Raw genomic sequence first — 15,993 nt, forward strand, 5'->3', positions numbered from 1 at the left:
TTTTGGTGAAAGCAAAAACGAGTGCTGAATGGCCTACAGACACTTAAGAGCCGCTTTATAACAAGGGCTCTAAAATGCTGTCAAGGAAAGCCCCCCAGGCTAAAACGTATTAATGCGTGCTAATTCTTTCCTTGGCATCAGACTCGCGTTTTTCGTCCTTGGCAACTATCTCCGGAGCCACATCCGGCAAGGGCTCCGGCGCGTATTGCAGCGCAATTTGCAGGACCTCGTCAATCCATTTAACCGGTTTGATCTGCAGATCCTGCTTGATATTGTCAGGAATCTCCTTCAGATCGCGGACGTTTTCTTCCGGAATAATCACAATCTTGATTCCGCCGCGATGTGCCGCCAGCAGTTTCTCTTTCAAACCGCCAATTGCCAACACCTGACCACGCAAAGTGATCTCACCGGTCATGGCGACATCGGCGCGCACCGGAATGCCGGTCAATGCCGAGACCAACGCGGTGCACATGCCCACGCCAGCGCTAGGGCCGTCTTTCGGCGTAGCACCTTCCGGCATGTGAATGTGGGTGTCGCGCTTCTCGTGGAAGTCCAGCGGGATGCCCAGGCTCTTGGCGCGGCTGCGCACAACGGTCTGTGCGGCAGTGATCGATTCGACCATCACATCACCGAGCGAACCGGTCTTGATCAGCTGCCCTTTACCCGGAATCACTGCGGCTTCGATGGTCAGCAATTCGCCGCCAACCTGAGTCCACGCCAGACCAGTCACCTGCCCCACCTGATCCTGCTGCTCGGCCAGGCCGTAGCGGAACTTGCGCACGCCAAGGAAATGCTCGAGCAGATCAGCTGTCACTTTTACCGAAAAGCGTTTTTCCAGCGCATGCTCTTTGACTGCCTTGCGGCAGACCTTGGCGATCTGCCGCTCGAGGCCCCGCACGCCCGCTTCACGGGTGTAATAACGGATGATGTCGCGGATGGCTTCCTCGTCGAACTCCAGCTCGCCCTTCTTCAGACCGTTAGCGGCGATCTGTTTCGGCGAGAGGTATTTCACGGCGATGTTGATCTTCTCGTCTTCGGTGTAACCCGGCAGACGAATCACTTCCATCCGGTCCAGCAGCGCTGGCGGGATGTTCATCGAGTTCGAGGTGCACAGGAACATCACATCGGAGAGGTCGTAATCGACTTCCAGATAGTGATCGTTGAAGTTGTGGTTCTGCTCGGGATCAAGCACCTCCAGCAACGCCGAAGCTGGATCGCCACGCATGTCGCTGCCCATCTTGTCGATTTCATCGAGCAGGAACAGCGGGTTGCGTACGCCCACTTTTGTCATCTTTTGAATCAATCTTCCCGGCATCGAACCGATGTAGGTCCGGCGGTGACCACGAATTTCCGCTTCGTCACGCACGCCGCCCAAGGCCATACGTACGAATTTACGGTTGGTTGCGTGAGCAATCGATTCCGCCAGCGAGGTTTTACCCACACCTGGAGGACCGACCAGGCACAACACCGGGCCACGGATTTTCTTCACGCGCTTCTGCACGGCGAGGTATTCAAGGATGCGCTCCTTGACCTCTTCGAGACCGTAGTGATCGGCGTCGAGAATGTCTTCTGCACGAGCCAGGTCGAGACGTACTTTGCTTTGCGCCTTCCACGGCACCTGCACCAGCCAGTCGATGTAGGAACGCACCACGGTGGCTTCAGCCGACATCGGCGACATCTGCTTGAGCTTGTTCAGCTCGGCAGTCGCCTTGGCCAGCGCGTCTTTCGGCAGGCCGGCAGCATCGATGCGCTTTTTCAGCTCTTCGATTTCGTTGTGGCCTTCGTCGCCGTCACCGAGTTCTTTCTGAATGGCCTTCATTTGCTCATTCAGGTAGTACTCGCGCTGGCTGCGCTCCATTTGCTTTTTGACGCGACCGCGAATGCGTTTTTCAACCTGAAGCAGGTCGATTTCGGCATCGAGCAGCGCCAGCACGTGTTCGACACGGGCCGACAGATCGATGATCTCGAGGATTTCCTGCTTCTGCTCGATTTTCAGCGCCATGTGCGCGGCCATGGTGTCGACCAGACGACCGGGCTCATCGATGCTGTTGAGCGACGACAGGACTTCAGCCGGAACCTTCTTGCCCAGCTGGACGTATTGTTCGAACTGCGACAGCAGCGTGCGCACGAAGACTTCCGACTCGCGCTCGGCGGCGTCGACTTCTTCGATCAGAGACACTTCGGCGCGGCAATGGCCATCGACTTCGCTGAAGCGTTCGACAGTGCCACGCTGCTCGCCTTCGACCAGAACCTTGACGGTGCCATCAGGCAGCTTCAGCAGTTGCAGAACCGTGGCAATCGTACCTACGCGATAGAGAGCGTCTTCACCGGGATCATCGTCAGCCGGGTTTCGCTGGGCCAGCAGCAGAATCTGCTTGTCACCCGTCATCGCGGCCTCGAGGGCTTCGATGGATTTCTCGCGCCCCACGAACAGCGGGATAACCATGTGCGGATAAACCACGACATCACGCAATGGCAGGAGAGGCAATTCGATGGTTGTCTTCATGATTTCGCCTCTACGGCGGCCGTATGGCCGTAATCAGATGGAATTAAGCTTGAAACCAAGATGGGGGCTGCCTCGAAAAAAAACAAGCGCAAAGCGGAGGTAAAAAACGACTTAAAAAAAAAGAGGCCCGAAGGCCCCTTCTTTGTTGCGGCGCTGTGAACGCTTACGCGTCCGGCGCTGCCTTGGCCGTCGGCTCACTGTTTTCGTAGATATACAGTGGCTTGGACTTGCCTTCGATCACGCTTTCATCGATCACGACTTTGCTCACCTCGGACTGCGAGGGGATCTCATACATCGTGTCGAGCAGCACACCTTCGAGTATCGAACGCAGGCCACGAGCACCGGTTTTACGTTCCAGAGCACGCTTGGCGACCGATTTCAGCGCGTCGGAACGGAATTCCAGATCCACGCCTTCCATCTCGAACAGCTTGGCATACTGTTTGGTCAGAGCATTTTTCGGCTCGGTGAGGATTTGCATCAGCGCAGCCTCGTCGAGCTCATCCAATGTCGCCAGGACCGGCAGACGACCGACGAATTCCGGGATCAGACCGAACTTGACCAGATCGTCAGGCTCGACTTCACGCAGGGATTCACCAACCTTCTTGCCCTCTTCCTTGCTGCGCACTTCGGCGTTGAAGCCGATGCCGCCTTTGGTGGAACGGTTCTGAATGACCTTTTCCAGGCCGGAGAACGCACCACCGCAGATGAACAGGATGTTACGGGTGTCGACCTGCAGGAACTCCTGCTGCGGATGCTTGCGGCCACCTTGCGGCGGTACCGAAGCGACCGTGCCTTCGATCAACTTGAGCAAGGCCTGCTGCACGCCTTCACCGGAAACATCACGGGTGATCGACGGGTTGTCGGACTTGCGGGAAATCTTGTCGATTTCATCGATGTAGACAATGCCCATCTGGGCTTTCTCTACGTCGTAATCGCACTTCTGCAGCAGCTTCTGAATGATGTTCTCGACATCTTCACCCACGTAACCTGCCTCGGTGAGGGTAGTTGCGTCAGCAATGGTGAACGGAACGTTCAGCAAGCGGGCCAGTGTTTCGGCCAGCAGGGTTTTACCGGAGCCTGTCGGGCCGATCAGCAGGATGTTGCTCTTGCCGAGTTCGACGTCGTCAGCCTTTTTGTCACGCTGGTTCAGGCGCTTGTAGTGGTTGTACACCGCTACGGCCAAAACCTTTTTCGCACGCTCCTGACCAATGACGTACTGGTCAAGGATGCCGCTGATTTCTTTAGGCGAAGGCAATTTATGCGCGCTGCTTTCGGCCTGTGCTTCCTGCACCTCCTCGCGGATGATGTCATTGCACAGGTCGACGCACTCGTCGCAGATAAAGACCGAGGGGCCGGCAATCAATTTGCGCACTTCATGCTGGCTTTTGCCACAGAAGGAGCAATAGAGCAGCTTGCCGTTGTCCTCGCCGTTGCGGGTGTCAGTCATTCGTTCGATCCAAATCCGATAGGCTTGCAACACAAGATGAAGGCTATTGCGGGCTTTTTCAAGCCCGCCGCTGATCGGACATGCCGATCAGGCCTGTTTTGCGCTGCTTATATTAAGCTGGACGCTGGTTGATCACTTCGTCGATCAGGCCGTATTCCTTCGCAGCTTCGGCACTCATGAAGTTGTCGCGATTGGTATCGCGCTCGATTTCTTCCAGAGTACGCCCGCTGTGCTTGGCCATCAGCATGTTCAGACGCTCGCGGATGAAGAGGATTTCCTTGGCGTGGATTTCGATGTCCGACGCCTGGCCCTGGAAACCGCCCAGTGGCTGGTGAATCATCACGCGCGAGTTCGGCAGGCAGAAACGCTTGCCCGGTGCACCTGCGGTGAGCAGGAATGCGCCCATGCTGCAGGCCTGACCGATGCAGGTGGTCGACACGTTCGGCTTGATGAACTGCATGGTGTCGTAGATCGACATGCCGGCAGTCACCGAACCGCCCGGCGAGTTGATGTACAGATGGATGTCCTTGTCCGGGTTTTCCGCTTCAAGGAACAGCAGTTGCGCACAGATCAGGTTGGCCATGTAGTCCTCTACCGGGCCCACCAGAAAGATCACTCGCTCCTTGAGCAGGCGCGAGTAGATGTCGTAGGCGCGTTCGCCACGAGCGGACTGCTCGACAACCATCGGGACCAGGCCGCCGGCGGCCTGGATATCAGAGTTCTGCTGAATATAAGAATTACGGAACATGCTCTGCAGTCGCTCCCAAATAGTTATGTCTTGAATACGCATAAGCCAGCTCGAGAGCTGGCTTATGGTGTGCACTTCTAACGCAAAATCAATCAGTCGGCTGCTGGAGCTTCTACCGGCTTGACTGCTTCTTCGTAGGAGACCGATTTGTCGGTCACACTAGCTTTCTGCAGAACAGTATCCACAACTTGTTCTTCCAGCACAACCGAACGCACTTCGTTCAGTTGCTGCTCGTTTTTGTAGTACCACGACACGACCTGCTCTGGCTCCTGGTAAGCGGAAGCCATTTCCTGAATCATTTCGCGAACGCGAGCTTCGTCAGGCTTGAGGTCGAACTGCTTGACCACTTCAGCAACGATCAGGCCCAGCACGACGCGGCGCTTGGCCTGTTCTTCGAACAGCTCGGCCGGCAGTTGGTCTGGCTTGATGTTGCCGCCGAACTGCTGAACAGCCTGCACGCGCAGACGGTCAACTTCGTTGGACAGCAGAGCCTTTGGCACTTCGATCGGGTTGGTGGCCAGCAGACCGTCCATTACCTGATTCTTGACCTTGGATTTGATCGCCTGACGCAGTTCACGCTCCATGTTCTTGCGAACTTCGGTGCGGAAACCGTCGATGCCGCTTTCCTTGATGCCGAATTGAGCGAAGAACTCTTCGTTCAGCTCAGGCAGCTTAGGCTCGGACACAGTGTTGACGGTCACGGTGAACTCGGCGGTTTTGCCAGCCAGGTCCAGGTTCTGATAGTCCTCAGGGAAGGTCAGGTTCAGAACGCGTTCTTCGCCAGCCTTAGCACCAACCAGGCCTTCTTCGAAGCCCGGGATCATGCGGCCGGAACCCAGTACCAGCTGAGTACCCTTGGCGGAGCCACCAGCGAACACTTCGCCGTCAACCTTGCCAACGAAATCGATGTTCAGCTGATCTTCGTTCTGCGCGGCACGGTCAGCCACTTCGAAACGGGTGTTCTGCTTGCGCAGGATGTCGAGCATCTTGTCCAGGTCAGCGTCAGCCACTTCAGCGCTCAGACGCTCAACGGTGATGCCTTCGAAGCCAGCAACGGTGAACTCAGGGAAGACTTCGAATACAGCAACGTATTCCAGATCCTTGCCCGCTTCGAGCGACTTTGGCTCGATCGAAGGCGAACCGGCAGGGTTGAGCTTCTGCTCGACCACAGCTTCATAGAAGGAAGACTGGATGACGTCGCCTACCGCTTCCTGACGCGCATCAGCACCGAAACGGCGCTTGATTTCGCTCATTGGCACTTTGCCTGGACGGAAGCCAGCAATTTTGGCCTTTTGGGCAGTCTGCTGCAGACGCTTGTTGACCTGAGTCTCGATGCGCTCTGCCGGCACGGTGACGCTCATGCGGCGCTCGAGAGCAGTAGTATTTTCAACAGAAACTTGCATGGATATTCCTCGTTGCACAGACGTTAGCCGGCCGTTTCCGACCCCAGAATCAAGGGCATGCATTCTAGTGGGTCAAACTCAAGAAGTCACCCTACTGAAAACGGGTAAAAAAACAGCAGGCAATTTATAGGGAGCGCCGCACGAATGCCGTGCACTCCACTGGCGAATACAAGCGATCACGTCAGGGCTCTGCAGCAACGCTTCTATATATAGAAGCAACTATCAAATCCGCCCCGACAGACGTTCCGGCAAAACCGGAACGACGAGCAGTTCAGCGTCATCCGATCCTTTAAAAGCGATGAAGTGCCCTGCCCTGCGCTTCGAAATCGGCCATGGCCGGATTTCGAAACCGCTAAAACAAAAAAGGCGCCAGACTGTTAAATCTGGCGCCTTTCGAAATATGGGGTGGACGATGGGGATCGAACCCACGACAACGGGAGTCACAATCCCGTGCTCTACCAACTGAGCTACGCCCACCATATTGCGTAACAAAAAAGCCAAACAACTTCTTTGTCGTAACTTCATCAGGCCCGAGGCGCAGATAAAGCTTTATTTGGTGCGGATGAAGAGACTCGAACTCTTACGCCTCGCGGCGCTGGAACCTAAATCCAGTGTGTCTACCAATTCCACCACATCCGCGGATGAAGCTTTTAAAGCAAAGGCGCCAGACCGTTAAATCTGGCGCCTTTCGAAATATGGGGTGGACGATGGGGATCGAACCCACGACAACGGGAGTCACAATCCCGTGCTCTACCAACTGAGCTACGCCCACCATATCGCGTTACTTGTGCCAAAGCTGCCTAATGGCGCACCCGGCAGGACTCGAACCTGCGACCATCCGCTTAGAAGGCGGATGCTCTATCCAGCTGAGCTACGGGCGCCTTGTTAATCTGTACTCTTAAAGGACTACAAACTAAGTGCTTTCCAGCGTCGCAGAACCTTGATTCCGCTCCACCTTCTTAACCAGTGCTAGGCTGTGCCCGACAAGTGCGACGAATAGTATAGAGGGCTCCAAAGGTCGTCAAATCCTTTTTGAAAAAAATTCATTTAATTAAAGGAGTTAGAGGAATTTGCTGACCAAGCGCCTTTGCCCTCACCGCTCGACATGCGAGAATGCGTTCTCATTTTTTCCCCTCTCGATGGTTAATCACGCGCAATGACTGCACAACTAATCGACGGCAAATCGATCGCCGCCAGCCTGCGCCAGCAGATCGCCCAACGAGTTGCCGAGCGTCGCCAGCAAGGCCTGCGCACCCCCGGCCTCGCGGTGATCCTGGTCGGCAGCGATCCTGCCTCTCAGGTTTATGTCTCGCACAAGCGTAAAGACTGTGAAGAGGTTGGCTTCCTCTCTCAAGCCTACGACCTGCCCTCCGACACCACTCAGGACGCCCTGACCGATCTGATCGATCGCCTCAACGACGATCCGGCCATCGACGGCGTGCTCCTGCAGTTGCCTCTGCCCGAACACCTCGACGCGTCCAAGCTGCTGGAACGCATTCGCCCGGACAAAGACGTCGACGGCTTCCACCCGTACAACGTCGGTCGCCTGGCCCAGCGCATCCCGCTGCTGCGCCCCTGCACCCCGAAAGGCATCATGACTTTGCTGGAGAGCACTGGCGCTGATCTTTACGGGATGGACGCGGTAGTCGTGGGCGCCTCGAATATCGTCGGTCGCCCGATGGCCATGGAATTGCTGCTGGCCGGCTGCACCGTCACCGTGACTCACCGCTTCACCAAGGACCTGGCCGGTCACGTCGGTCGTGCCGATCTGGTAGTCGTTGCCGCCGGCAAACCGGGCCTGGTCAAAGGCGAGTGGATCAAGGAAGGCGCGATCGTGATCGACGTCGGCATCAACCGTCAGGACGACGGCAAACTGGTCGGTGACGTCGTCTACGAAACCGCCCTGCCCCGGGCTGGCTGGATCACTCCGGTACCGGGCGGCGTTGGCCCGATGACCCGCGCCTGCCTGCTGGAAAACACGCTCTACGCCGCGGAAACCCTGCACGTCTGATCGAATTTTTCCGCTGCACCAGAACCCCGCCTCGTGCGGGGTTTTTCGTGCCTGAGAAAAAACTTCAACCGTTCGCCGGAAACCGCTCTTTTTACAGGCCTTTTCACGAGATTTTCAGGTCTTACAAACAACCATCGACAGTTCTTCAGCCATACTTCTAAAATGCGCCGATTTTAAGAAATAACCCGTTACAAAATAACGGTATATCCAACCTTTTAGAGTTCGCCCGCGTGAAAATTCGTCTCTCGATTCTGAGCCTGTTGTTTGCTGTTACAGGCACATTCATCACGCCAACGATCAACGCTGCGGAAACCACCGCTGTCCCACGTGACGCTTCGACTTTGAAGATCGCGTCTGGCAGCGCCCTGCTCATGGATATGCAGACCAACAAAGTCATCTATTCCAGCAACCCTGACGTGATCGTGCCGATCGCTTCCGTCAGCAAGCTGATGACGGGCCTGGTCGTGGTAGAAGCTCGACAGAACATGGACGAATGGATCGATGTCGACATCAGGAACACCCCGGAAATGAAGGGTGTGTTCTCCCGGGTCAAACTCAAGAGTGAGCTGCCGCGCCGCGAGATGCTGTTGATCGCCTTGATGTCCTCGGAAAACCGCGCTGCCGCCAGCCTCGCCCATCACTATCCGGGCGGCTACGCTGCTTTTATCGCGGCGATGAACGCCAAGGCCAAGGCGCTGGGCATGACCAGCACGCACTTCGTCGAGCCTACCGGTTTGTCGGAGCGCAACGTTTCCACCGCCCGCGATCTGAGCAAATTGCTGGTGGCCGCGCACAAGCAACCGCTTCTGGTGCAACTGACCACCACCAAGGAAAAAACCGTGGCGTTCCGCAAGCCCAACTACACCTTGGGCTTTCGCAATACCGATCATTTGGTCAACAAGGCTGATTGGGACATCAAGATCACCAAGACCGGTTTCACCAACCCGGCCGGCCATTGCCTGGTGTTAGTGACGAAGATGGGCAACCGTCCGGTTGCGCTGGTGATTCTCGATGCGTTTGGCAAGTACACGCATTTTGCCGATGCCAGCCGTATCCGCAGCTGGGTGGAAACCGGACGCAGCGCCACGGTTCCCGCGGTGGCGCAGCAATATAAAGCCGACAAGAACCTCAAGAGCCGTCAGAGCGGCGTAGTCGAAGCGGCGAAATAGAACCCGCAGCAATGAAAAAGCCCCGAATCTTCGGGGCTTTTTTTCGTCTGCGCATCAGTCGTTGGGCAGCGGCATCTTGTCGTCATCGGGGATGCCATCGCCCGAGCTCGGCTCTGGCGAAACCTCCGGCGTCAGCACATTGGGCCGGGCCAGCGGGTCACGCATCGGGCTGTCCGGGTCCAGCACCGGATCAACCTCAGGCTCCGGCGTGGTCGGCACGCTGTCAGGTTTGTGGTCATCGAAGCTTGAATCGGTACTCATACGCACCTCACATCAAGGTTTCAGATCGGCTAACGGATCATAGGGCTTGGCCGGTTTCTTCTGATCTTCACCGGGCTCGACATCCAGCGGCGCCTTCGCCGGCCCGACCGGATCGACTTGCGGATCGTCAAGGTCCGGCGAATCCGGATCGAATCCCAGATCATCACCCGAGGAATGTTCGGACGAGTGCGGGCCTTTCGGGTTTGGGGAATCTGCCATGTTGCCTCCTTGATTCACCCGCGAAGCACGGGCATTAATCTTCAGAGGCTGGCCGGGCGCAGTCGTGCCCGGCAGATGACGAACGGAGGCTTATTGCGCCGCCAGAGCCTTTCGCGCCTGCGCCGCAGCATTTTCTTCACCGGCCTGCGCCAGTTCATCGGCGGCTTTCAGCCAACGGGAGCGGTCGACGGCTGCCGGGATCTGCGCCGGTTTCTGAATCAGGATTGCCCAGCCACCGGCCTTTTCGAGCGCTGCTTGAAAACTGCCGAAATCCATCAACTGCCGACGATTCATGCCGGCGCGCAGCAGGACTTTCTGTTTGTTGCGATCGTAGCCGGACAGGATCGCGTAACGCGGCTCGGCCCAGAATGCCGAACCTTCGCTGAAACGCACCATGACCGGATAGCCCGCTGCGACCTGGGTCAGCAAGGCTGGCAGCTTGCTGTCGAGCGGATAAACCACCAAGCCATATTCGCGAGCAAGGTTCTGCATGTTTTGCTGCAGCTTGTCCTCAGCGCCCGGCAAGTGCAGCGGTTTTTCCAGAAGGCCCGGGGTGATCACGATGCCTTGTTGCGACAGCAGACTGGCCAGCACCTGTGGCCCACTCTGGTTGGCTTCGCCACGATAGAAGGTGCCGCTGAGCTCAACCCGCTCCGGCAAGCGCTTGACTTCCGGGGCCACGTTGCCCGCGCATCCGCTCAGCACCACCGCGCAAGCGCCGGCAAGCAACGCTCCGCGCACTCGAGAAAATACCTGCACCATCAGTCACTCTCTTCCAGACGCCGGTCATCGTGTTCCGGCAACGCCAGCGATCATAGAGCCGCACCCGCCCGCGGTATAGCCTTAAACCGCAGACTCTGCGATTGCATAGAGCAAACTGATTGGTGACTAACGACCTTTGGTCAATAGCTTGAAACACCCCATTGACTAGACTGTCACTGAAATAGAGCGAATTGCGAAAAGCGGGCGCCCGATGCAGGGCGAAGAGGAGGCACCAATGAGCCTGACCATGACCATCGTGATGTTGATAGCCGGCTGGCTGGCCGTGGCGACTGCCATGTTGTGGGGCGTGCTGCGGATTTCGCGGCGCCATCATCCGGTGCAGACGATGCCGGTTGAGAAGACAGAGAAGCATCCAGTGCGGCACGTTGCTGCGCATTGAAGATCAAGAGCCCCTCACCCTAGCCCTCTCCCGGAGGGAGAGGGAACTGACCGGGTTGTTCTTCCGGATTAGGTCGACGTGACATATCCAGCCGAACTCAGCATTTGAAAAGCCCAAAAATCGGCTCCCTCTCCCTCGGGAGAGGGCTGGGCGGGCGGCGTTCCGATGAGGGGCTGGCTTTCAAACACACCGCAAATACCAAAGCGAAAAAAAACCGCCTGAGCTCAACCAGCCCAGGCGGTTTTTTGTGTTCTCAGCAATTACGCCTGCTGAGCAACCTTCTTCTGCTTCGCCCGGCGCGACATCATGTTCAATACTTCGATACCAGCCGAGAATGCCATGGCCGCGTACACATAGCCTTTCGGTACGTGGGCGCCGAAGCCTTCGGCGATCAGCGTCATGCCGATCATGATCAGGAAGCCCAGCGCCAGCATGACCACGGTCGGGTTGTCGTTGATGAACTTGGCCAGCGGATCAGCCGCGAGCAGCATCACCAGCACCGACACTACTACCGCGATGATCATGATCGGCAAGTGTTCGGTCATGCCGACAGCGGTAATGATGCTGTCGATCGAGAACACCATGTCGAGCATCAGGATCTGACCGATAGCCGCAGCAAAACCCAGGGTTACGGTGGAAGTCGCGGTCTTGGGGTCTTCCGGCGACGGGTCCATGCTGTGATGGATCTCGGTCGTGGCTTTCCACACCAGGAACAGACCACCGGCAATGAGGATCATGTCCTTCCAGGAGAACGCCTGGCCAAGGATTTCGATCACAGGCTCGGTCAACTGCACGATGAACGCGATGGTGCTCAACAACGCCAGACGCAGAATCAGGGCCATGCCGATACCGATACGGCGCGCCTTCTGCCGATGCTGTTCGGGCAGTTTGTTGGTCAGGATCGAGATAAAGATCAGGTTATCGATGCCGAGCACGATTTCCATCACCACCAATGTGGCCAAAGCAACCCAAGCGGTGGGGCTGGCGGCGAGTTCTAACAGATATTCCATGGGTCAGTCCTGACTCTGTGTAAGACGGTTCAGATGGTCTTGGAGGAAGATTCGGATTCTTCCGCCTGTTTTTCCGGTGTTTCTTTCTTCTGGATCAAGCCACCGGTGGCATCGCTGAGCGCTTGCTCGGCGGCCTTATGGGTGTCATCGATCGCTTGCTTGGCAGTTTCAGCCGCCGCGCCCATCAGTTGCTGGGCGCTTTTTTCCGCCTGCTCACAACCGGCCAGTACCAGTAAAGACGCAAACATCACTGCGGGAAATGTGTATTTCATAAGGTTTCCTTCGAATGAACAGACAGGCGCACACACCGGCCGTCGATGGCTGGGCATTCTAGGGAGATGAACACTTCAGGAAAATTCGTATTTTTAGCGGCTATACTTCGGTTTTCACGAAGTGGCGACCGCTATGCTCAATTACCGACAACTGCACTACTTCTGGGTTGTGGCCAAAACCGGCAGCATCGTCCGCGCCTGCGAACAACTGAACCTGACGCCACAGACCATCAGCGGACAGATTTCACTGCTTGAACAAACCTATGGCGTGGAGTTGTTTCGCCGCGTCGGCCGGCAGCTGGAGCTCACCGAAGCCGGTCGTCAGGCCCTGCCCTACGCCGAGCAGATGTTTCAGTTGGGCGGCGAGCTGGAGCTGATGCTGCGAGCGCAGCCCAACGAGCAGCAGATCCTCTTTCGCGTCGGGGTGGCCGACGTGGTGCCCAAATCGATTGTTTATCGCCTGATCGCGCCGACCATGGAGTTGAGCGAGCCGCTGCGCATCACCTGCCGCGAAGACAAGCTCGAGCGCCTGCTCGCCGATCTGGCCATCCAGCGTCTGGATCTGGTTATTTCCGACAGCCCGATGCCTTCGCATCTGGACATCAAAGGCTACAGCCAGAAGCTCGGTGAATGCGGGATCAGTTTTTTCGCCACCGCCGAACTCGCCGCGCAGTATGGCCAGGATTTCCCGCGCAGCCTGCACGGCGCGCCGCTGCTGATTCCCGGCGCGGAAACCGTGGTGCGCAGCCGTTTGCAGCGCTGGTTCGCCGAACAGCAGATCCAGCCGCAGATTGTCGGCGAATTCGATGACAGTGCTTTGATGCAGGCCTTCGGCCAATCCGGCAGCGGGATCTTTATCGGCCCGAGCGTGATTGCCGAGGAAGTGAAGCGCCAGTACGGCGTCGAGTTGATCGGCCAGACCGACGCGGTGAGCGAGTCGTTCTATGCCATTTCGGTGGAACGCAAGGTCAAGCACCCTGGCATCGTAGCGATTACCGAGGGTGCCCGACGCGAGCTGTTTACCGGGTTATGAAGCGCAGACTTCCCGCGGCTTCAGCGTCATCAACACCATGGCAAGGAACACCGACAGCAAAATGAAGCCGGCAGCGGCAAAGCCCAAGAAGCCCAGCCCGGCACTGTCGATCACCCGGCCGCCGACCATCGCGCCCAGGCCGATACCGAGATTGGCCCCGGCGATGTTCAGCGACGCGGCGAAGGCCGGCGCTTCCGGTGCGGCTTTCATCAGGCGCACATGGCTGACCAGGAACAGCGCCGCCTGGGTCACGCCCCAAATACCCATCGCCACCGCCAGGCCGACTGGCGAATGAATGTTCGGCACCAGCGAAACCATGCCGGCGATCATGAACGCACAGAACAACACCGACGCCCCCAGCGGATGCCGATCCACCGCACGCCCGCCGAGCGAGTTGCCGATCAGCCCGACTGCGCCAAACGCCATCAGGCACCAACCGACCACGGTGCCGTTGAAACCGGCAAGTCGTTCGAGGATGTCCGCAAGGTAGGTATAAGCGGTGAACATGCCGCTGAACACCAGAATCGACAACAAGATATGGCCGAGCATCAGCGGGCTGCGCAGGATCTTGAACTGCGAACGGAAGCTGACCTGATGCTGATGCAGACTGGTTTTCGGCAGATAGACAAACAGCAGCAAGGCTTTGGCAAACGCGATCAGCGCCAGAATGCCGAATGCGCTGCGCCAGCCGAACGCGTCGGAAATCAGCGTGCCGACCGGAATGCCGAACACCGTGGCGCAGACGATACCGAAGCCGATCTTGGCGATGGCGCGGCCGGCGAAATCCGGGCCGACGATGTCGACGGCGGTTTCACTGGCCAATGCCCAGAACACTGGCAAACCCAACGCCGGAATCAACCGTGCGATGGCCATCACCCAGATATTCGGCGCCAACGCTGCAACGGTATTGGCCAGACCGAACATGATCAGAATGCTGATGAACAGTTTGCGCCGTTCGAAACGGGCGAAATACGCGGTCAGGAACGGGCCGAACAGCGCCACGGTAAAGGCGAACAAGGTCACCAGCAGCCCGGCTTGCGGGATGCTGACTTCGAGGTCTCGGGCGATCGCCGGCAACAGGCCGACAATGACGAATTCCGTGGTCAGCACCGTGAACCCGGCGGCGGACAACAGAAGAATAGGCAACAGCATGCGCAACTCCAGCAAAACGACGACACCAGCGATGACCCGGAGGCCCGCTGGCAGAACTTGAAAATGAGGATGGCGAAGCTTAACAGACTGCGTCCGCACTGAGTTGCCCAAAACTGCCGATCTGCCGGGCCGATCCGGTGGCAGATCGTCACAGGCCTGAAGGTTCACGCCTACGCTGTGATAAAGTCCGCGCCCTGAAAATCGTACAGCTGTTCAACGTGCCGTTTGGCGGCGTTGATGTCACTTCGACAGGCGTTTCGTGACTGCCCACGACGCTTCGCACCCTATAAAAAACAGAGATGCCGCTATGACCGCTTCATCCCCTTCGTTACTGCAACGCCTGAAACGCCTGAGTCTGGTGACCCAGATAGTCATTGGTCTGATCGCCGGCATTGCCCTGGCCCTGATTGCACCGGAGCTGGCGAAGTCCACCGCGTTCATCGGCAAGGTGTTTGTCTCGGCGTTGAAAGCCGTGGCGCCGATTCTGGTGTTCGTGCTGGTGATGGCCTCGATCGCCAACCACAAGCACGGTCAGGAAACCCACATCCGCCCGATCCTGTTCCTTTACCTGCTGGGTACATTCAGCGCTGCGGTGGTGGCCGTGGTCGCCAGCATGGCGTTCCCGTCGAATCTGGTGTTATCGACCGAGAACGTTGCCGTGACTGCGCCCGGCGGCATCGGCGAAGTGCTGCAAAGCCTGTTGCTGAGCGTCGTCGACAACCCGGTCAGCGCGCTGATGAATGCCAACTTCATCGGCATTCTGGCCTGGGCGATCGGCATGGGCATTGCCATCCGCCACGCTGGCGACACCACTCGCGAAGTGCTCGGTGACTTGTCCAACGGCGTCACCGTGATCGTCCGCGTGGTCATTCGCTTCGCGCCGCTGGGCATCTTCGGCCTGGTCGCGTCGACATTGGCCACCTCCGGTTTTGGCGCGCTGCTCGGCTACGCGCACCTGCTGGCGGTGCTGCTGGGCTGCATGCTGTTCGTCGCGCTGGTGATGAACCCGCTGATCGTGTTCTGGAAGCTGCGCCGCAATCCGTACCCGTTGACCCTGATTTGCCTGCGCGAAAGCGGCATCACCGCGTTCTTCACCCGCAGCTCGGCGGCGAACATTCCGGTCAACCTGGAATTGAGCAAGCGCCTGGGCCTGCACGAAGACACCTACTCGGTATCGATCCCGCTCGGCGCGACCATCAACATGGCCGGTGCGGCGATCACCATTACCGTGCTGACCCTGGCGGCGGTGCACACCTTGGGCATCGCTGTGGACATTCCGACCGCGATCCTGCTCAGCGTCGTCGCAGCCATTTGCGCCTGTGGTGCTTCGGGTGTGGCCGGTGGGTCGCTGCTGCTGATTCCGCTGGCGTGCAGCCTGTTCGGCATCCCGAGCGAGATCGCCATGCAGGTCGTGGCGGTGGGCTTCATTATTGGCGTGCTGCAGGATTCGGCGGAGACCGCGCTGAACTCGTCGACTGACGTGCTGTTTACCGCGGCGGCTTGCCTGGGCGAAGAAGAGAAGGCTCAGCGTACGGCGTAACCGCCTTACCTTGTGGGAGCGAGCCTGCTCGCGAAAGGGGCGAGACATTCAGCATTAATA

The 15,993-nt window shown here is 57.9% G+C and carries 15 protein-coding genes and 4 tRNA genes; 5 read left to right on the plus strand and 14 right to left on the minus strand.

Annotation, left to right across the window (positions count from 1 at the left end; genetic code table 11):
- Nucleotides 1–109: 109 nt before the first annotated feature.
- The 8 genes from lon to HU724_RS18475 form a co-directional block, all read right to left on the minus strand.
- Nucleotides 110–2,506, minus strand: a complete 2,397-nt coding sequence (lon, locus tag HU724_RS18440; protein ID WP_016775334.1) for an endopeptidase La — start codon at nt 2,504–2,506, stop codon at nt 110–112.
- A gap of 163 nt (nt 2,507–2,669) precedes the next feature.
- Nucleotides 2,670–3,953, minus strand: a complete 1,284-nt coding sequence (clpX, locus tag HU724_RS18445) for an ATP-dependent Clp protease ATP-binding subunit ClpX (protein WP_016775335.1) — start codon at nt 3,951–3,953, stop codon at nt 2,670–2,672.
- A gap of 112 nt (nt 3,954–4,065) precedes the next feature.
- Nucleotides 4,066–4,701 carry an ATP-dependent Clp endopeptidase proteolytic subunit ClpP gene (gene clpP / locus HU724_RS18450; protein ID WP_016775336.1) on the minus strand — a complete coding sequence of 212 codons (636 nt, stop codon included), beginning with the start codon at nt 4,699–4,701 and terminating at the stop codon, nt 4,066–4,068.
- A gap of 92 nt (nt 4,702–4,793) precedes the next feature.
- Nucleotides 4,794–6,104, minus strand: coding sequence for a trigger factor (gene tig, locus HU724_RS18455; protein ID WP_016775337.1), 1,311 nt, complete (start codon nt 6,102–6,104; stop codon nt 4,794–4,796).
- 401 nt (nt 6,105–6,505) lie between these two features.
- Nucleotides 6,506–6,581 (minus strand) — tRNA-His (locus tag HU724_RS18460).
- A gap of 77 nt (nt 6,582–6,658) precedes the next feature.
- Nucleotides 6,659–6,743: transfer RNA gene (locus HU724_RS18465), tRNA-Leu, on the minus strand.
- A gap of 57 nt (nt 6,744–6,800) precedes the next feature.
- Nucleotides 6,801–6,876, minus strand: a tRNA-His gene (locus tag HU724_RS18470).
- 32 nt (nt 6,877–6,908) lie between these two features.
- Nucleotides 6,909–6,985, minus strand: a tRNA-Arg gene (locus tag HU724_RS18475).
- Between the two features lie 275 nt (nt 6,986–7,260).
- On the opposite strand from HU724_RS18475, the gene folD reads away from it, so the two are divergent.
- Complete coding sequence (folD, locus tag HU724_RS18480; RefSeq protein ID WP_016775338.1) at nt 7,261–8,115, plus strand: bifunctional methylenetetrahydrofolate dehydrogenase/methenyltetrahydrofolate cyclohydrolase FolD; 855 nt, start codon at nt 7,261–7,263, stop codon at nt 8,113–8,115.
- A 230-nt stretch (nt 8,116–8,345) separates the two neighbouring features.
- Nucleotides 8,346–9,284 (plus strand): D-alanyl-D-alanine endopeptidase, encoded by a 939-nt coding sequence (gene pbpG / locus HU724_RS18485; protein WP_039763376.1) that lies wholly within the window; start codon nt 8,346–8,348, stop codon nt 9,282–9,284.
- A gap of 54 nt (nt 9,285–9,338) precedes the next feature.
- Here the strand turns inward: pbpG and HU724_RS18490 are convergent, their stop codons facing one another.
- The 3 genes from HU724_RS18490 to HU724_RS18500 form a co-directional block, all read right to left on the minus strand.
- Nucleotides 9,339–9,545: a hypothetical protein gene (locus HU724_RS18490; RefSeq protein ID WP_016775340.1), complete on the minus strand. Its 207-nt coding sequence runs from the start codon at nt 9,543–9,545 to the stop codon at nt 9,339–9,341.
- Nucleotides 9,546–9,557: 12 nt separating this feature from the next.
- Nucleotides 9,558–9,764 (minus strand): DUF6021 family protein, encoded by a 207-nt coding sequence (locus tag HU724_RS18495; protein ID WP_186566315.1) that lies wholly within the window; start codon nt 9,762–9,764, stop codon nt 9,558–9,560.
- A gap of 90 nt (nt 9,765–9,854) precedes the next feature.
- Complete coding sequence (locus HU724_RS18500) at nt 9,855–10,526, minus strand: cysteine peptidase family C39 domain-containing protein (protein ID WP_137214745.1); 672 nt, start codon at nt 10,524–10,526, stop codon at nt 9,855–9,857.
- A 235-nt stretch (nt 10,527–10,761) separates the two neighbouring features.
- Between HU724_RS18500 and HU724_RS18505 the strand changes: the two genes are divergently transcribed.
- The gene (locus HU724_RS18505; protein WP_186566313.1) at nt 10,762–10,926 is read left to right on the plus strand and encodes a hypothetical protein; all 165 of its coding nucleotides are present in this window, start codon (nt 10,762–10,764) and stop codon (nt 10,924–10,926) included.
- 260 nt (nt 10,927–11,186) lie between these two features.
- On the opposite strand, the gene HU724_RS18510 is transcribed toward HU724_RS18505, so the two are convergent.
- Both HU724_RS18510 and HU724_RS18515 read right to left on the minus strand, forming a co-directional pair.
- Nucleotides 11,187–11,936, minus strand: a complete 750-nt coding sequence (locus HU724_RS18510; protein WP_071172950.1) for a TerC family protein — start codon at nt 11,934–11,936, stop codon at nt 11,187–11,189.
- A gap of 29 nt (nt 11,937–11,965) precedes the next feature.
- Nucleotides 11,966–12,208 (minus strand): hypothetical protein, encoded by a 243-nt coding sequence (locus HU724_RS18515; protein ID WP_186566311.1) that lies wholly within the window; start codon nt 12,206–12,208, stop codon nt 11,966–11,968.
- Between the two features lie 133 nt (nt 12,209–12,341).
- Between HU724_RS18515 and nhaR the strand changes: the two genes are divergently transcribed.
- Complete coding sequence (nhaR, locus tag HU724_RS18520) at nt 12,342–13,241, plus strand: transcriptional activator NhaR (protein ID WP_016775345.1); 900 nt, start codon at nt 12,342–12,344, stop codon at nt 13,239–13,241.
- On the opposite strand, the gene HU724_RS18525 is transcribed toward nhaR, so the two are convergent.
- A complete protein-coding gene (locus HU724_RS18525) occupies nt 13,236–14,393 on the minus strand; it encodes an MFS transporter (protein WP_024013467.1) in 1,158 nt (385 codons plus the stop codon). The genes nhaR and HU724_RS18525 overlap by 6 nt on opposite strands.
- Nucleotides 14,394–14,700: 307 nt before the next feature.
- Between HU724_RS18525 and sstT the strand changes: the two genes are divergently transcribed.
- Nucleotides 14,701–15,933 (plus strand): serine/threonine transporter SstT, encoded by a 1,233-nt coding sequence (gene sstT, locus HU724_RS18530; protein WP_186566309.1) that lies wholly within the window; start codon nt 14,701–14,703, stop codon nt 15,931–15,933.
- Nucleotides 15,934–15,993: the final 60 nt, after the last annotated feature.

It is taken from the genome of Pseudomonas iranensis, assembly GCF_014268585.2.
In the GTDB taxonomy this organism is placed as follows: domain Bacteria; phylum Pseudomonadota; class Gammaproteobacteria; order Pseudomonadales; family Pseudomonadaceae; genus Aquipseudomonas; species Aquipseudomonas iranensis.

Bases quoted from the DNA above. Each gene is read 5' to 3' on its own strand.
- folD (WP_016775338.1), top strand. From the start codon at position 7,261: ATGACTGCACAACTAATCGACGGCAAATCGATCGCCGCCAGCCTGCGC.
- HU724_RS18505 (WP_186566313.1), top strand. From the start codon at position 10,762: ATGAGCCTGACCATGACCATCGTGATGTTGATAGCCGGCTGGCTGGCC.
- HU724_RS18490 (WP_016775340.1), bottom strand. From the start codon at position 9,545: ATGAGTACCGATTCAAGCTTCGATGACCACAAACCTGACAGCGTGCCG.
- clpX (WP_016775335.1), bottom strand. From the start codon at position 3,953: ATGACTGACACCCGCAACGGCGAGGACAACGGCAAGCTGCTCTATTGC.
- clpP (WP_016775336.1), bottom strand. From the start codon at position 4,701: ATGTTCCGTAATTCTTATATTCAGCAGAACTCTGATATCCAGGCCGCC.
- HU724_RS18495 (WP_186566315.1), bottom strand. From the start codon at position 9,764: ATGGCAGATTCCCCAAACCCGAAAGGCCCGCACTCGTCCGAACATTCC.
- nhaR (WP_016775345.1), top strand. From the start codon at position 12,342: ATGCTCAATTACCGACAACTGCACTACTTCTGGGTTGTGGCCAAAACC.
- sstT (WP_186566309.1), top strand. From the start codon at position 14,701: ATGACCGCTTCATCCCCTTCGTTACTGCAACGCCTGAAACGCCTGAGT.
- HU724_RS18500 (WP_137214745.1), bottom strand. From the start codon at position 10,526: ATGGTGCAGGTATTTTCTCGAGTGCGCGGAGCGTTGCTTGCCGGCGCT.
- HU724_RS18510 (WP_071172950.1), bottom strand. From the start codon at position 11,936: ATGGAATATCTGTTAGAACTCGCCGCCAGCCCCACCGCTTGGGTTGCT.
- HU724_RS18525 (WP_024013467.1), bottom strand. From the start codon at position 14,393: ATGCTGTTGCCTATTCTTCTGTTGTCCGCCGCCGGGTTCACGGTGCTG.
- lon (WP_016775334.1), bottom strand. From the start codon at position 2,506: ATGAAGACAACCATCGAATTGCCTCTCCTGCCATTGCGTGATGTCGTG.
- tig (WP_016775337.1), bottom strand. From the start codon at position 6,104: ATGCAAGTTTCTGTTGAAAATACTACTGCTCTCGAGCGCCGCATGAGC.
- HU724_RS18515 (WP_186566311.1), bottom strand. From the start codon at position 12,208: ATGAAATACACATTTCCCGCAGTGATGTTTGCGTCTTTACTGGTACTG.